Source organism: Streptomyces sp. MMG1533 (assembly GCF_001279775.1).
Lineage (GTDB): Bacteria > Actinomycetota > Actinomycetes > Streptomycetales > Streptomycetaceae > Streptomyces.
This window is the reverse complement of record NZ_LGDG01000156.1, coordinates 163,405-178,644: the sequence shown is the minus strand read 5'-3', so window position 1 is coordinate 178,644 and position 15,240 is coordinate 163,405. Positions and strand designations below refer to the sequence as shown.

General features: G+C 71.2%; 11 protein-coding genes. 7 read left to right on the top strand and 4 right to left on the bottom strand.

Annotated elements, in window-relative coordinates:
* Together ADK57_RS17315 and ADK57_RS17310 are read left to right on the top strand one after the other, a co-directional pair.
* Entirely contained in the window at positions 1-1,428 is a 1,428-nt protein-coding gene (locus tag ADK57_RS17315) for an FGGY-family carbohydrate kinase (protein ID WP_053750365.1), read from the top strand.
* An 85-nt stretch (positions 1,429-1,513) separates the two neighbouring features.
* On the top strand, positions 1,514-1,738 hold the full coding sequence (locus tag ADK57_RS17310) for a hypothetical protein (RefSeq protein ID WP_053750364.1): 225 nt from the start codon (positions 1,514-1,516) through the stop codon (positions 1,736-1,738).
* Positions 1,739-1,793: 55 nt separating this feature from the next.
* Here the strand turns inward: ADK57_RS17310 and ADK57_RS17305 are convergent, their stop codons facing one another.
* On the bottom strand, positions 1,794-2,456 hold the full coding sequence (locus tag ADK57_RS17305) for a DsbA family protein (RefSeq protein WP_053750363.1): 663 nt from the start codon (positions 2,454-2,456) through the stop codon (positions 1,794-1,796).
* A 134-nt stretch (positions 2,457-2,590) separates the two neighbouring features.
* On the opposite strand from ADK57_RS17305, the gene pepN reads away from it, so the two are divergent.
* Both pepN and ADK57_RS17295 read left to right on the top strand, forming a co-directional pair.
* Positions 2,591-5,173, top strand: a complete 2,583-nt coding sequence (pepN, locus tag ADK57_RS17300; RefSeq protein ID WP_053750362.1) for an aminopeptidase N — start codon at positions 2,591-2,593, stop codon at positions 5,171-5,173.
* Positions 5,174-5,379: 206 nt separating this feature from the next.
* Positions 5,380-6,447 (top strand): hypothetical protein, encoded by a 1,068-nt coding sequence (locus ADK57_RS17295; RefSeq protein ID WP_053750361.1) that lies wholly within the window; start codon positions 5,380-5,382, stop codon positions 6,445-6,447.
* A gap of 104 nt (positions 6,448-6,551) precedes the next feature.
* On the opposite strand, the gene ADK57_RS17290 is transcribed toward ADK57_RS17295, so the two are convergent.
* Complete coding sequence (locus ADK57_RS17290) at positions 6,552-7,697, bottom strand: serine hydrolase domain-containing protein (RefSeq protein ID WP_234390237.1); 1,146 nt, start codon at positions 7,695-7,697, stop codon at positions 6,552-6,554.
* Between the two features lie 185 nt (positions 7,698-7,882).
* Between ADK57_RS17290 and ADK57_RS17285 the strand changes: the two genes are divergently transcribed.
* The 3 genes from ADK57_RS17285 (at position 7,883) to ADK57_RS17275 (ending at position 13,857) form a co-directional block, all read left to right on the top strand.
* Positions 7,883-8,371, top strand: coding sequence for an NUDIX hydrolase (locus ADK57_RS17285; protein WP_053750360.1), 489 nt, complete (start codon positions 7,883-7,885; stop codon positions 8,369-8,371).
* Positions 8,372-8,581: 210 nt separating this feature from the next.
* Positions 8,582-10,345 carry a TIGR03767 family metallophosphoesterase gene (locus ADK57_RS17280; RefSeq protein WP_053750359.1) on the top strand — a complete coding sequence of 588 codons (1,764 nt, stop codon included), beginning with the start codon at positions 8,582-8,584 and terminating at the stop codon, positions 10,343-10,345.
* A gap of 221 nt (positions 10,346-10,566) precedes the next feature.
* Positions 10,567-13,857, top strand: a complete 3,291-nt coding sequence (locus tag ADK57_RS17275; protein ID WP_053750358.1) for a S8 family serine peptidase — start codon at positions 10,567-10,569, stop codon at positions 13,855-13,857.
* A 60-nt stretch (positions 13,858-13,917) separates the two neighbouring features.
* Here the strand turns inward: ADK57_RS17275 and ADK57_RS17270 are convergent, their stop codons facing one another.
* Together ADK57_RS17270 and ADK57_RS17265 are read right to left on the bottom strand one after the other, a co-directional pair.
* Positions 13,918-14,652: a hypothetical protein gene (locus ADK57_RS17270; RefSeq protein ID WP_053750357.1), complete on the bottom strand. Its 735-nt coding sequence runs from the start codon at positions 14,650-14,652 to the stop codon at positions 13,918-13,920.
* Position 14,653: 1 nt separating this feature from the next.
* On the bottom strand, positions 14,654-15,175 hold the full coding sequence (locus tag ADK57_RS17265; protein ID WP_053750356.1) for an RNA polymerase sigma factor: 522 nt from the start codon (positions 15,173-15,175) through the stop codon (positions 14,654-14,656).
* Between the last annotated feature and the right edge of the window lie 65 nt (positions 15,176-15,240).

Genomic DNA, 15,240 nt, shown 5'->3' with positions numbered 1-15,240 from the left:
ATGTACGTCGGTATCGACGTCGGCACGTCCGTCGTGAAGGCCGCCGCCTTCGACGGCACCGGCCGCGAACTCGCCGTCGAGGCCCGCCCGGTAGGCCTCTCGCTGCAGGGCGGGTGCGTCGAGCAGGACATGGAGGAGGTGTACGGGGCCGTCGTCGGCGTTCTTGAGCGGCTGACCTCGCGGGTGGCGGAACCCGTCGAGCTGGCCGGGCTCACCGGGCAGGGCGACGGGGTGTGGCTGGTCGACGCCGAGGGCCGGCCGGTGCGGGCCGCGGCCTCCTGGATGGACGGACGGGCGCACGAACTGGTGGACCAGTGGCTGGCGGACGGCACCTTCGACACGGTGTTCCGGCGCACGGGAAGCGCCATGTTCCCCGGCTGCCCCGGCCCGCTCCTCGCCTGGCTCGACCGCCACGAGCCGAAGACCCTCGACGCCGCGCGGGCCGCCGTCTACTGCAAGGACATGGTCTTCCAGCGCCTGACGGGGGCGGCACGGGCGGTGACGGACGTGTCGGACGCCTCCATGCCGTTCCTCGACCCGCGCACGAGGACGTACGACAACGGGGTCGTGGAGCTGCTGGGACTGACCCGTCGCCGCGGCCTGCTCGCCCCGGTCAGCGATCCGATCGCGACAGCCGAGACACGCGGCGAGGGCCTGCCGTCCGGCACCCGCATCTCGAACGGCCCCTACGACCTCCCGGCCTGTGCCCTCGGCGCCGGCGTCACCGCACCCGGCGACGGCCTCCTCATCGTCGGCACCTGTCTGGCCGCCCTGGTCGCGACCACCGACCTCGACCTGACCGGCGAACCGGCCGGCCTGTACATCTCCACCGACCGCGCCGGCCACCGGCTCCGCGCGATGCCCGCGATGGTCGGCACGGCCGCCCTGGACTGGATGCTGTCGACGACCGGCGTACGGCACGAGCAGGTGGACGACCTGCTCGCGTCGACCCCGCCCGGTGCGCACGGGGTGCGGGTGCTGCCGTACTTCGCGCCCTCGGGCGAGCGCGCTCCCTTCGTCGAGCCCCGCCTGCGTGCCGAACTCACCGGCGTCTGTCTGGAGTCGACGCCCGCCGACCTCGTCCGCGCGGTGTGCGAGGGCATCGGCTACGCGGCCCGCCACTGCCTGGAGGCGGCCGGCCTGACAGGCACCCTGGCCGTCTGCGGCGGCGGCACCCGCAGCCCCGCCTGGATGCGACTGCTCGCGGACGTCCTCGGGCGACCGCTCGGGGTCGTCGAGGGCGAGGTGGGCGCGCGGGGCGCGGTACTCGCGGCGGCGGAGCGGTACGGGGTGGCGCTGGACACGGCCGTCTGGACCAAGCCGACATCGATCGTCGAGCCGGACGCGGCACGTGCGGCGTACTACGCGAAGGGATACGCGGAACACTTGACCCGGCTGGCGGAAGCCCGCGACCGGGCGCGCGCGTGAACGACGACCGGGCGCGCGCGTGGACGACAATCGGGCACGCGCGTGGACGACAGCCGGGCGCGCATGAACGAAAGGGGCGGTGCCCATGACCCGCAAGGCGTGCCCGACCTGCGGCACCTGGCAGGACTTCCGGAAGCTCGACGACGCCGAGAAGGCCGCGGTCCGCAAGGAGAAGGGGCCCCGTCACTACGTGCACGACCTGTGGCGCTGCACGGCCGTGGGCTGCCTGTGGTACCAGCCGTGGCATCACACACGCGGCGGCGACCGCCTGCCGGAGGAGTTCCGGAAGGAGGCCGCCGCGGACACGTGATCCCGGGTGACCCGGCATCCCCGGGCGACCCGGCATCCCCAGGTGACTCGGCCGGTCAGAGGTTGCTGAAGTCCGGGCCCTTCGTACGGGTGCGCTTGATCTCGTAGAAGCCGGGGACCGAGGCCACGGCGAGCGTGCCGTCCCACAGCCTGGCGGCCTCCTCGCCCTTGGGCGCGGGGGTGACGACCGGGCCGAAGAAGGCGATCTGCTCGCCGTCGGCGCCGGGGACGGCGATGACCGGGGTACCGACCTCCTGGCCGACCTTGTCTATGCCCTCCTTGTGGGAGGCGCGCAGCTCGGCGTCGAACTCGAAGTCCTTCTGGTCGGCGTACTCGATCAGGTCGGCGGGCAGGCCCACGTCCGCCAGGGCCGCCGCGATGGCCTCCTCGGTCGGGCCCTCGCCCTGGTTGTGGAAGCGGGTGCCGAGGGCGGTGTAGAGGGGGCCGAGGACGTCGGCGCCGTGCTTCTGCCAGGCGGCGGTGGCCACTCGCACCGGCTTCCACGCCTTGGTCGCGAGCATCTCCCGGTACTCCTCGGGCAGCTCGTCGATCCTGTCCTCGTTCAGCACCGCGAGGCTCATGATGTGCCAGCGCACCTCGATGTCACGGACCTTCTCCACCTCCAGCACCCAGCGGGAGGTCATCCAGGCCCAGGGGCACAACGGGTCGAACCAGAAGTCGACGGGGGTCTTTCCGGAGCTGGTGGCGGTCTCGGACATGGGTCTCCTCACAAGGTGGTCTTTCGACGTGCAACAGCGACCGGCCTCCCGCCCATTCCCCGCTGACCGCTGTCAGGAGCACATGGCAGGATCAGCCTGTCCGCATACTGAACACCGCCCGAGGGAGTGCCGCCGTGCCCGGTGAGAATCTGTCCCGCGACGAGGCCCGGGAGCGGGCCGCCCTGCTGTCCGTGGACGGCTACGACGTGTCCCTCGACGTCCGCTCGGCCGTCGGCGACGACACCGGGGACGGACCGAGGACCTTCCGCTCGGTCACCACGATCCGCTTCCGCTGTGCCGAGCCCGGCGCGTCGAGCTTCGCGGACCTGATCGCGCCGAGTGTGACCACCGTCTCCCTCAACGGCAGGGACCTCGACCCCGGCGAGGTCTTCGACGGCTCCCGCATCGCCCTGGAGGACCTGGCCGCCGAGAACGAGCTGGTCGTCGACGCGCAGTGCGCCTACTCCCGTACCGGCGAGGGCCTGCACCGCTTCGTCGACCCGGAGGACGGCGAGGTCTACCTCTACACCCAGTACGAGCCGGCCGACTCCCGCCGCGTCTTCGCGAACTTCGAGCAGCCGGACCTCAAGGCGCCGTTCCGCTTCGAGGTACGGGCGCCCGAGGAGTGGACGGTCTGGAGCAACGGCGTCGGTGAAGTGGCCGACGGGGTCTGGAAGTTCGCGGAGACGAAGCCGATCTCGACGTACATCACGTGTGTGGTGGCGGGCCCGTACCACTATGTGACGGACTCGTACCAGCGCGTGTTCGAGGACGGCACCCGTCTGGAGATCCCCCTCGGCGCCATGTGCCGCAAGGGGCTCGCACCCCACTTCGACTCCGACGACGTCTTCCTCGTCACCAAGCAGGGCCTGGACTTCTTCCACGACCACTTCGACTACCCGTACCCCTTCGGGAAGTACGACCAGGCGTTCGTCCCCGAGTACAACCTCGGCGCGATGGAGAACCCGGGTCTGGTGACCTTCCGCGAGGAGTTCATCTTCCGGGGCAAGGTCACGCAGGCGTCCTACGAGGGCCGGGCCAACGTGATCCTGCACGAGATGGCGCACATGTGGTTCGGCGACCTCGTCACCATGGAGTGGTGGGACGACCTGTGGCTCAAGGAGTCCTTCGCCGACTTCATGGGCGCCTTCGCGCTGGTCGGCGCGACCCGCTTCAAGGACGGCTGGATCACCTTCGCCAACCGCCGCAAGGCCTGGGCCTACCGCGCCGACCAGCTCCCCTCCACCCACCCCGTCACCGCGGACATCCGCGACCTCCAGGACGCCAAGCTGAACTTCGACGGCATCACGTACGCCAAGGGCGCGTCGGTGCTGAAGCAGCTGGTGGCGTACGCCGGTCAGGACGCGTTCCTGGAGGGCGCGCGGCGCTACTTCAAGCGGCACGCGTACGGCAACACGCGCCTCGGCGACCTGCTGTCGGTCCTCGAGGAGACCAGCGGCCGGGACATGGCCGCGTGGTCGCGGGCGTGGCTGCAGACGGCCGGGGTCAACTCGCTGACCCCGCAGGTGCTGTTGGCCGCGGACGGCCGTGTCGACGAGCTGGCGGTGGTTCAGGAGGCGGCCGAGTCCCACCCCGAGCTGCGGCCGCACCGGGTGGCGGTGGGCCTGTACCGGCGTTCGGCGTCGGGGGCGCCGGAGCGGTATGCGCGAGCCGAGGTGGACGTGCAGGGCCCGCGTACGGTCGTGGCGGAGCTGGCCGGTTCGGACGCCCCCGACCTGGTCCTGGTCAACGACGACGATCTGACGTACTGCAAGATCCGCTTCGACCAGACCTCGCTGGAGACGCTGAAGGGTCACCTGGGCGACATCACCGACCCGCTGGCCCGCGCCCTGTGCTGGTCCGCGCTGTGGAACATGACGCGGGACGCGCTGCTGCCGGCGCGGGACTTCGTGGACCTGGTACTGCGGTTCGCGGGCCGCGAGTCCGGCATCGGCGTCCTGCAGATGCTGCACGCGTGGGCCAACTCGGCGCTGGTCAACTACGTGGCGCCGAACTGGCGACCGGTCGGTGAGCGCCTGCTGGCCGAGGGCGCGCTGCGGGAGTTGCGGGCCGCCGAGCCGGGCAGCGAGCACCAGCTGGCCTGGGCCCGGTTCTTCGCGACGGTGGCGTCCGGTGCGGACGATCTGGGCTTGCTGCGCGGCCTGCTGGAGGGCACGGCGAAGATCGACGGGCTGGACGTGGACCAGGAGCTGCGCTGGGCGTTCCTGCAGCCGCTGACGGCACACGGGGCGGCGGACGAGGGGGTGCTGGCCGCCGAACTGGCCCGTGACAACACGGCGTCCGGCAAGCGCCACCAGGTCCGCTGCCTGGCCGCCCGCCCGTCGGCGGCGGTCAAGGCGCAGGCGTGGGCGCAGCTCGCGGAGTCCGACGCCCTCTCGAACGCCCTGGTCGAGGCGACCATCGCGGGCTTCGCCCAGCCGTCCCAGCGGGAGCTGCTCGCGCCGTACGCCGAGAAGTACTTCGCGGTGATCGAGCGGGTGTGGCGGGAGCGGTCGATCCAGATCGCGATGCACGTGGTCGAGGGCCTGTTCCCGTCCCTCCAGCACTCGCAGGCGACGCTGGACGCGACGGACGCGTGGCTGGCGGCCCACGAGGACGCGGCTCCGGCGCTGCGGAGGCTGGTGCTGGAGGCGCGGGACGATCTGGCACGGGGGCTTCGGGGACAGGCGTGCGACGCGGGAGCAGCCGGCCAGTGATCCTCGGCCCACGATCGGGCACTTCCTGACCGTTACGGAATTCAGGCAATAGGAGCCGTAACCCCTGGTCCCATCCGAATGGACCAGGGGTTTTCCGTGTCTACTCGGCATCCGAACACCCGTCCTTTAGTGCTGCCTTGTCCGCATTTGTCGACGACCGTGTAACAGCGGTTAAAACCGGGACCGACGGCGGGAACCTGCACGCCATGAACCACAACACGCCACTCCCCCCGGTCCCGCCGCTCTCCCCCCGCCCCCTGCACCACCTCACCGAGGTGCACCGCCGCGTCGCGACGGCCGCGCAACTCCGCTCGCACGGCGTCTCCCCGGCCGAGACGAACGAGCAGTGCCGCCCGGGCGGCCCGTGGCAACCGCTGCTCCCCGGCGTCTTCCTGCTCCACCCCGGCCCGCCGACCAGCGAGGAGCGGCTGCACGGGGTGCTGATGTACGCGGCGAAGGAGCGGGCGACGGGGGTCCCGGCCCAGCCGGGCGCGGCGGAACCGCACCGGCCGATGTACTCCGAGGCGATGATCACGGGCCTGGCGGCCCTCACCCTCCACGGCTTCTCCGGCACGCCCCCGCTGACGACCCTGGACCGGATCGACGTCCTGGTCCCCCGCCTGCGCCGCCTGCGCACGACGGGCTGCGCACGCGTCGTCCGTACGACGTCCATGCCCACCCCGCAGCAGGTCACCGGCGTCCCGGTCGCCCCCGTCCCGCGCGCGCTCGCCGACGCGGTGACCGAACTGACGGACGCGGGCGCCGTACGCAGCCTGCTGACGGAGGCGGTGCGTGCCGGCCACTGCGAACCGGCGGCGGTGGTACGGGAGTTGAACAACGCCAAGCTGCTGAGCCGTCCGCACGTGGTCGACGCGGTGGACTCGCTGCTGGCGGAGAGCAGGTCGATCGCGGAGGACCGCCTGCACACCATGGTCCGGGAGTACGGCCTGCCGGACCCGGTCTGGAACGTGGACCTGCGTCTGCCGGGCGGCCCGCACCTGGGCGGCCTGGACGCGTACTGGCCGGAACAGGCGGTGGCGGTGGAACTGGACACCCGCGCGCCCCGCGAAGGCCATTGTCAGGACAACGACGTGCTCTGGTCCGAATACGCCCGCAAGCGCGAGCACCTGGAGCGGCTCGGCATCACGGTCGTCCACATCACCCCGAGGAAGCTGAGGGACGCGATGGAGCAGCAGGCGGCGGTGATCCGTACGGCACTCATGGCGTCCGGCGACCGTGACCCGGCCGCGTACGTCGTCGTGCTGCCCCGATAGTGACGGACCGGGGTCCCCGTGAAACTCTCCGGGTTGCTCCTGCCGACCCGTCGCCGGGAGCGCACCGGCGCCGGGCCCCGCGGCTGCGGGGCCCGGCGCGACCGCTACTTGCCGCAGAACTCGCCCTCGATCACCGCATCGCTGTCCCCGGCCCAGTCCCCGTTGAAGTTGAAGGCGAGGGCGTGGCGCCCTGTCGCCGTCGTCACCGCCTCCGACGAAGACCCGTGGATGCCGCCGCCGTGGCCCCAGACGTGGACGCCGCAGCTCAGCTTGCGGTCGATCAGGCCCAGGCCGTAGCCGGCGTTCGGGAAGCCCTCTGCCCGCACCGTGGTCTTCATGGCCTTCAGTTGCCGGGCGGGGAGCAGGTCGCCTCGGAGCAGGGCCGTGTAGAAGCGGTTCAGGTCGGTCGAGTTGGAGATCATGTCGCCGGAGCCGTAGGCCAGGGAGGGGTTCAGTTCCGTGACGTCGTACGTCGGTCCTGTCGTCGTCTCGGCCAGCTTGCCGTAGGCGCGGCTGCTGGGCTGCGGGAGGGTGGGCCGGGTGCCGGGGACCGAGGTGGCGTTCAGCTTCAGGGGCGCGGTGATGCGGTCGCGGACCTCCGCTCCGTACGGGCGGCCCGTGACCTTCTCGATCACCAGCGCGGCCAGCGCGTAGTTCGTGTTGGAGTAGTTCCAGGACGTGCCCGGCGCGAAGTCGGGCTTGTGGGACATGGCGATCGCGACCAGATCCCGGGGCGTGCGGTGGTCGTAGCGGTGCTTGAAGAAGCCGTCCTTCAGGAAGTACGTCCGTACGAAGGTCTCGTCGTCCGTGTAGTTGAAGATGCCGCTGGTGTGGTTGAGGAGTTGGCGGACGGTGATCCTTCCGCCGTCGTGGCCGTTGCCGTGGACCAGTCCCGGCAGCCACTTGTCCACCTTGTCGTCCAGCGACAGGCGCCCCTGAGCCTCCAGTTGGAGGAGCACCGTGGCGACGAACGTCTTCGTGATGCTGCCGACGCGGTATCGGTCGTACGGCGAACGCGGCTTCTCCGTCCCGAGGTCGCCCACACCCGCGGTCGCCGACCACACGCCCCGGCCGTCCTCGGCCGTTGCCGTCACGCCGGGCACTCCGTCCTTCACCGCGGCCTCGATCGCCTCGCGGGTCGCGTCGTGCCTGCCGCCGCTTGCGGTCGGCGCCGCCGCGATCGCGGGGCCGGCCAGGGCTGCCGTCAGGGCCACGGCCGTCGCCGCCATCAGGGTCGTACGTACGATCATGTCCATCTCCCCGTTGTCGTTCCGCTCGTCGTCCCGTCGTCGAGCGGGGTCGGGGGGACAGACCCGGCGGGTGTCGCCAAGGTTGAGGCGCAGTACGCCAGTTGAGTGGGTTTCGGCCCTTTTCCCTGTGGCCCGGGACAGTCGGTCCGGCAGGTTAACGTCCATGGGTGCGAAGGAAATTGAGGGTGGCGGCCTACGCCATATGCGTCCGCGACGGACAGCTCCTGCTCTCCCGGTCCCCCGCGCCGGACGGCGGCCCGCCGGAGTGGGTACTGCCCGGCGGCGGGATGGAGCACGGCGAGGATCCCCATGACACCGTCGTGCGGGAACTGGCCGAGGAGACCGGTTACCGCGTCGAGGTCACCGCGCTGCTCGGCATGCACTCGTTCCGCCGCGCCTTCCCCCGTCGCTTCGGCCGGACCCTCGACCACCACGGCGTCCGCCTCGTCTACGAGGCCCGGATCACCGGTGGTGACCTCCGCTACGAGATCGGCGGCTCCACGGACATGGCGGCCTGGCACGACCTGGATGCCGTGCCGGACCTGAACCGGGTGAGGATGGTCGACGTCGGGCTGCGGCTGTGGCGGGAACGGCCGCCGTCGGGACGGGTGGAGAACCCGGCCGAAGCCCCGTCGGGAACTGCTCCCCTACCCGGAGAGATGAACACGGAGTAACCGTCTCCGGGCCGGCCGGGGAGCGGTCGCAGACGCGCAGGGTAGTCCAAGATCCACGTACGGTGATCGGCGTTGCGCGTTGCCGCCTCGTTCACGCGCAGGTCATTCCCGGTGCCAACGATCCAGGGAGAGCGGGAAGTTCGCGGCAGCGACTGTCGGCGATCGCCCGCGACCACTGCCGACGCAGTTCGCACTCGGGGAGATCGCGCCATGTCGCGCACACGCTCTGTCGCCAGCTCCGCGCTGGGGATCAACCGCCGTACCGTCCTCGCCGCCACCGCGGCCGTATCCGTCTCCGCGGGCGTCGGTTACGCCCTGCGGCCCACCGACAGCCGGGCCGCCACCTCCGCCACCGACACCGGCGCGGCCGGGGCGCCCGTGGCCCAGTCCCGCAAGGCCCCGGCCGCGCCTCTGGCGCCGTACACCCGCGGCACCACGCTCGCCTCCGTCGCCGCCCCGCGTACGAGCTCCGGCTACCGGCGCCTGGGCGACGGCCCCGGCTGGACGCGGCGGGTGCGGAGCGAGCTCGCCACACCGAAGACCGGCCGGGCCGGGCGCCGGACCACGCTCGCCGCGTTCGTGCAGCTCACCGATCTGCACCTGATCGACGCCCAGCACCCCATGCGCCTCGAGTACTTGCGCTCCACGGACATCCACGCCTGGCGGCCGCACGAGGCGCTCACCGTGCACGGCGCGGTCTCGCTCGTCGAGCGGGTCAACGCGCTGCGGGGCGCCCCCGTCACCGGCGCCCCGCTGCACTTCGCGATGACGACCGGAGACAACACGGACAACAACGCGAGGACCGAGCTCGAGTGGTTCCTGACCGTCATGAGCGGCGGCCGGATCACCCCCGACTCCGGGGACCCGCGCCACTACGAGGGCGTCCAGAACAGCGGCCTCAAGCAGTACTGGCAGCCCGACGCGACCGTGCGCGACGCCGACAAGCAGCTCGGGTTCCCGCACCTGGAGGGCTTCCTGGCCGCCGCCGTACGGGAGTTGAACAGCCCCGGTCTCAACCTGCCCTGGTACTCCACCGTCGGCAACCACGACTCCCTGCCGCTCGGCTGCTACGGCCACGGCGACTCCTGGCTCGCCGAGCACGCCATCGGCGGCAAGAAGCTGATGAGCCTGTCCGCGTCCGAGGCGAAGAAGCTCCAGGACGCCATCAAGAACGGCAAGGACCCCAAGGGGACGGCGTTCCGCGACCTGCTCAAGGCGCACACCCGTGACATGCGCTCGGTCACGCCGGACGAGAAGCGCGCCCCGTACACCGCCGCCGACTACCTCAAGGCCCACCTCGACCCCGCCTACCGCGGTGTGGGCCCGGTCGGCCACGGCTACTCCTCCGCCAACCTCGACGCGGGCACCCAGTACTACAGCTTCCGCATCGCCGACGACGTCATCGGCATCAGCCTCGACACCACCGACCCCGGCGGCCACTACAACGGCTCCATCGGGACGGCCCAGCTGAGGTGGCTGGACAGGACACTGCGCGACAACAAGGACTCGTACGCGGTCGTCTTCAGCCACCACACCAGCGAGTCCATGACCAACACCCGGCCCGACCCGGCCCGACCCGGCGAGCGGCGGCACAACGGGCAGGAGGTCGTCGCCCTCCTCGGCAGCCACGCGAACGTCCTGGCCTGGGTGAACGGCCACATCCACCGCAACGACATCACCCCGCACTCCGCCCCCGACGGCCGCTCCTTCTGGGAGATCTCCACCGCCTCCCACGTCGACTACCCGCAGCTCGCCCGCGTCATCGAGCTGGTGGACAACAAGGACGGCACCATCTCGCTCTTCACCACCTGCATCGAGTCCTCGGCTCCCCACCGCACCGACTTCACCGACCTCTCCCAGACCGGCCTGGCCGCCCTCTACCGCGAGCTGTCCTACAACGCGCCGGGCGCGCGCACGGACCTGGCCGGGGAGTCGAAGGACCGGAACACGGAGCTGGTGCTGAAGAAGGGTTGAACCGGGGGCCCCTGAGGTGTTTGCCCCTTTCGCGGCTCATCTCCCCAAAGGGCACCGGGGGTTTTCCCCATGCGCCCATATCGATTCGGTCAACTCTCCCTAATCATCCTTCCCATGCGTAAAGCTGTGCGATCGTCCGGGATCGCATTCCGGGCCGCTGCGACCAGGACCGATCGGTCCCGGCCGCCACCTGCTCGTTCCTTTACCTACAAGGGATGCCGATGACCCTCACCCCCCAGCGCGAACCGATACCCGGCGCGAGACGCGTGGCCCGGATAGCCGTGGCCGCCGGTCTGGTGGCCGCGCTCTCCGCGGCGGGGCCGATACCCATGGCCCTCGCCGACGCCGAGGCCCCCGTCGCGGCCGACCCGGGTGTGAAGTCCGCCCACGACAAGCTCGGCTCCGACGACGCCGACGTCCTCGCCGAGGCCAAGGCCGACGGCGACAAGACCGTCACGATGATGGTCGCGACCGCGCCCGGGCAGACCGAGAAGGTCGCCGAGCAGCTCGACTCGGTCCAGGGCGGCCTGGTCGGCCGCACCTACGACAAGCTCGGCTACGTCCGCGCGACGGTCCCGACCGGCAAGGCGGACTCGGCCATCGCCGCCGCCGTGAAGCTGTCCTCCGTGCACGGCATCGACCTGCGGCAGGACATCCCGCTGGACGACCCGACGCCGAGCGCGGACACCGCCAAGGGCGCCGCGGGCAAGACCTCGGCCGCCTACGCGGCGCCGAACAAGAACACCCCCGCCGAGAACCCGTACAACCCGTCCTTCGAGACGGGCGCCGTCGACTTCGTGGAGGACCACCCGAAGGCGGACGGCCGCGGCGTCACCATCGGCGTCCTCGACTCGGGCGTGGACCTCTCCCACCCGGCGCTGCAGAAGACCACCACCGGCGAGCGGAAGATCGTCGACTGGGTGACGGCGACCGACCCGGTCGGGGACCAGGACGCCACCTGGCGCGCGATGCTGACCCCGGTGTCCGGGCCCACCTTCACGTACAGCGGCAAGACCTGGACGGCGCCCGCCGGGTCGTACCAGATCAACGTCTTCCGCGAGTCCGCCACCGCGGGCGGCGACGCCGCGGGCGACGCGAACCGCGACGGCGACACCACCGACGTCTGGGGCGTGCTGTACGACGCCGCGGCCGGTACGGTCCGCGTGGACCTGAACAACAACAACGACTTCGGTGACGACACCCCGATGAAGCCGTACAAGGACGGCTTCCAGATCGGCTGGTTCGGCACCGACAACCCGGCAACCGACGTCGCCGAGCGCCAGCCCTTCGTCGTCGAGATCCGCAAGGACGTCGTCTACAACGCGGCCGGCGCGAAGGCCGACTTCGTCAACATCGGTGTCATCGAGTCCGAGCACGGCACGCACGTCGCCGGCATCACCGCCGCCAACGGCCTGTTCGGCGGCAAGATGAACGGTGCCGCACCGGGCGCGAAGATCGTCTCCTCCCGTGCCTGCACCTGGACCGGTGGCTGCACCAACGTCGCCCTCACCGAGGGCATGATCGACCTGGTCGTCAACCGCGGTGTCGACATCGTCAACATGTCGATCGGCGGCCTGCCTGCGCTGAACGACGGCAACAACGCGCGCGCCGAGCTGTACACGCGCCTCATCGACACCTACGGCGTCCAGCTGGTGATCTCGGCCGGCAACTCCGGCCCCGGCGCCAACACGATCGGCGACCCGGGCCTGGCCGACAAGGTCATCTCGGTCGGCGCGTCCATCTCCAAGCAGACCTGGGCCGCCAACTACGGCTCGGTCGTGGAGAAGAAGTACGCGATGATGCCGTTCTCCTCGCGCGGTCCGCGTGAGGACGGTGGCTTCACGCCGACGCTCGTCGCGCCCGGCGCCGCCATCAACACCATCCAGACCTGGCTGCCGGGCGCCCCGGTCGCCGAGGCGGGTTACACCCTGCCCGCCGGCTACGGCATGCTCCAGGGCACCTCGATGGCGTCCCCGCAGGCCGCGGGCGCGTCCGCGCTGCTGCTGAGCGCCGCCAAGGCGAAGAAGATCGACCTCGCCCCGGCCGGCCTGCGCACCGCGCTCACCTCGACCGCCGACCACATCAGCGGTGTGCAGGCGTACGAGGAGGGGGCCGGCCTCATCAACATCGAGGACGCCTGGGACTCGATCCTCGACGGCGCCACCGCGCACGACTACACCGTGAAGGCGCCGGTCGACACCGCGGTCGACCAGTTCCTCAAGACCCCGGGCTTCGGCACGGGTCTGTACGACCGTGAGGGCGGCCTCAAGGCCGGCCAGAAGAAGACGTACGACGTCACCATCACCCGTACGTCCGGCGCCGACAAGGCGATCCGCCACGAGCTGCACTTCGAGAACAACGCGGCGAGCACCTTCCGGATCGTCGGCTCCGACGAGGTGAAGCTGCCGCTGAACCAGCCGGTGACCGTCAAGGTCCAGGCCGCGCCCAAGTCCGCGGGTCTCAAGAGCGCGATCCTCGAGGTCGACGACCCGAAGACCGAGGGCATCGACAAGCAGGTCATGACGACGGTCGTGGTCTCCGCGCCGGTCAAGTACACCTACTCGGCGTCGAACACGGTCCAGCGCAACAGCACCCAGTCGTACTTCGTGACGGTGCCCGAGGGCGCCAAGTCCCTCGAGGTCGCGATCGGAGGGCTGAAGGACAAGAGCCAGACCCGGTTCATCGCCATCCACCCGTACGGCGTCCCGATCGACAACACCGGCACCCCGTACTGCTACAACAACTACCTCGACGGCAACGGCTGCAAGCCCGACGTGCGTTCGTACGCCGACCCGGTGCCGGGCGTCTGGGAGATCGAGGTCGAGTCGCGCCGTACGTCGCCGCTGCTCGACAACCCGTACAAGCTGGACGTCGCCGTCCTCGGCGCGGCCTTCGACCCGGAGACCGTGACCGTGCCCGAGGCCAAGGTCGGCACCCCGGCCACCGCCTCCTGGAAGGTGACGAACAACTTCGCCGCCGTCGACGGCAAGCTGGCCGGCGGTCCGCTCGGCTCGGCCAAGTCGGCCCGTCCGACCATCGCCGAGGGCGAGACGCAGACCACCACGGTCGTGGTGCCCGAGGGCGCCAAGTCCCTGGACGTCGTCATCGGCAACGTCTCCGACGCCGCCGCCGACCTCGACCTCGTCGTGTACGACGCGGCGGGCGAAGAGGCGGGCAGCTCGGCCGACGGTGACTCGGAGGAGTCCGTGTCCGTGGCCGCCCCGGCCGCCGGCACGTACACCATCGAGGTCATCGGTTACGCGATCCCGGCCGGTTCCACCGCGTACGACTACCAGGACGTGTTCTTCTCCGCCGCGCTCGGCACCGTCACCGTCGACGACTCGACGCCGGTGAAGCTGGGCACGGGAGACTCCACGACGGTCTCCGGCAGCGTCACCGCCGCCGCGGCCGCCCCGGAGGGCCGTGAGTTCTTCGGCCAGGTCCAGCTGCTCAACGCGCGCGGCACGGTCGCGGGCATCGGCAGCGTGAAGATCGAGAAGGTCACGCCGTAGTCATCACGGCTGTCAGGGCGGGCGTTCGTCGTGGTACCGACGGGCGCCCGCCCTTCGTCATCAGCAGGTGAGCCCGCGCGACTCGGCCGCCGAGACGGTGAACCGGGCCCTGTCCTGGGCGATCTGCTTCTCGCCGACGAGCCAGGACTGGGGTTGGCGCTCGCCGTTCGGGATGCCGAAGAGCACCTGGTCGCCCTCGCGGAGGCCGGGGACGATGTTCCTGTCGATCAGGTAGGTGAGCTCCTTCTTGTCGTCCGCGCCCGGCTTCTCCGGCTTGTAGTAGCGCGTCACCTGCACGGTGACGCGGACGAACTCGGTGCGGGGGAGCTGTTCCACGGCCGTCGCCCTGCCCTCGGCGACCAGGCGGGAGCAGGCGAAGTAGCGCGGGCTGCCGAAGAGGGTGCCCCCGTCGGAGTCCTCCTTGGAGGCCGCGCTGTCGCTGCTCGCCCCGGCGTCCGTGCCGTCCCCGGCCTGCGCGAACAGCCAGGCCATGCCCGAGAACAGAGCCGCGGCGGCCGCCACCGCGAGGCCGCCGAAGGCGAGGTTGAGCGTACGGCGCCGGATGCGGGACGGTCGCGGGGGAACGGGCTCGGGGGCTCGGGTGGCCCGCGGGGGTTCCGCGAGCGCCTGTCCGATGAGGCCCAGCTGTTCGCGCAGCAGCGCGAGGTCGGCCTGCGCCGACCGGTGTTCGGCCATGAAGGCGGCGTCCGCGCGGGCGGCGTCCGACAGGGGCTCTTCGGTGATCGCGGCCATCAGCGCGTCCATGCCGGTGCGCCCGTCGTGTTCGGCGGTCACGTCACACCACCTCGTCCTCGTGCAGGCGGGCGCGCAGGGCCCGTACCGCCGTGTGCAGCCGGCTCTTCACCGTGCCCTCGGGGATGCCGAGTTCCTCGGCGATCCCGCGCACCGGGAGATCGGCGTAGAAGCGCAGGACGAGGATCTGCCGGTGGGCGTCGGGGAGTTCGTCCAGGCCCCGGGCGACGGCGAGGGAGAGCAGGCTGGTGTCCTCGTCGGAGGGCTGTTCCAACGGGCGCAGGGAGGCCAGGCGTTCGCCGACGCGCTCCTGTCGGCGCTTGGCCCGGTGCCAGTCCATCGCCAGGTTGGAGGCGACGACCGCCGCCCATGCGGACACGTCGCGCGGCGCCTCGTCGCCCCGCGCCGCGCGCTCCAGCAACCGCAGGCGGACCTGCTGCACCCCGTCCGGCAGGTCCGCCTGCGGCACCCCGCCGAGCGCGAGCACCGCACGCACCCGCCGTTCCTGAGCCGGGTCCAGGAGGTCGTCCGTCCCCTGGCCCTGGCGGGTCTTTCTGCGCAGCACAAGCACCCCTCCCCTCGCCGCGTTTGCTCTATGACGCCGGTGGCGGCCGGAACGTTCGGCTCCGT

What these genes read in the sequence shown, in the direction of transcription:
- ADK57_RS17290 (WP_234390237.1), bottom strand. Translation starts at nt 7,697, where the DNA reads ATGATCGTACGTACGACCCTGATGGCGGCGACGGCCGTGGCCCTGACG.
- ADK57_RS17310 (WP_053750364.1), top strand. Translation starts at nt 1,514, where the DNA reads ATGACCCGCAAGGCGTGCCCGACCTGCGGCACCTGGCAGGACTTCCGG.
- ADK57_RS17305 (WP_053750363.1), bottom strand. Translation starts at nt 2,456, where the DNA reads ATGTCCGAGACCGCCACCAGCTCCGGAAAGACCCCCGTCGACTTCTGG.
- ADK57_RS17275 (WP_053750358.1), top strand. Translation starts at nt 10,567, where the DNA reads ATGACCCTCACCCCCCAGCGCGAACCGATACCCGGCGCGAGACGCGTG.
- ADK57_RS17280 (WP_053750359.1), top strand. Translation starts at nt 8,582, where the DNA reads ATGTCGCGCACACGCTCTGTCGCCAGCTCCGCGCTGGGGATCAACCGC.
- ADK57_RS17295 (WP_053750361.1), top strand. Translation starts at nt 5,380, where the DNA reads ATGAACCACAACACGCCACTCCCCCCGGTCCCGCCGCTCTCCCCCCGC.
- ADK57_RS17315 (WP_053750365.1), top strand. Translation starts at nt 1, where the DNA reads ATGTACGTCGGTATCGACGTCGGCACGTCCGTCGTGAAGGCCGCCGCC.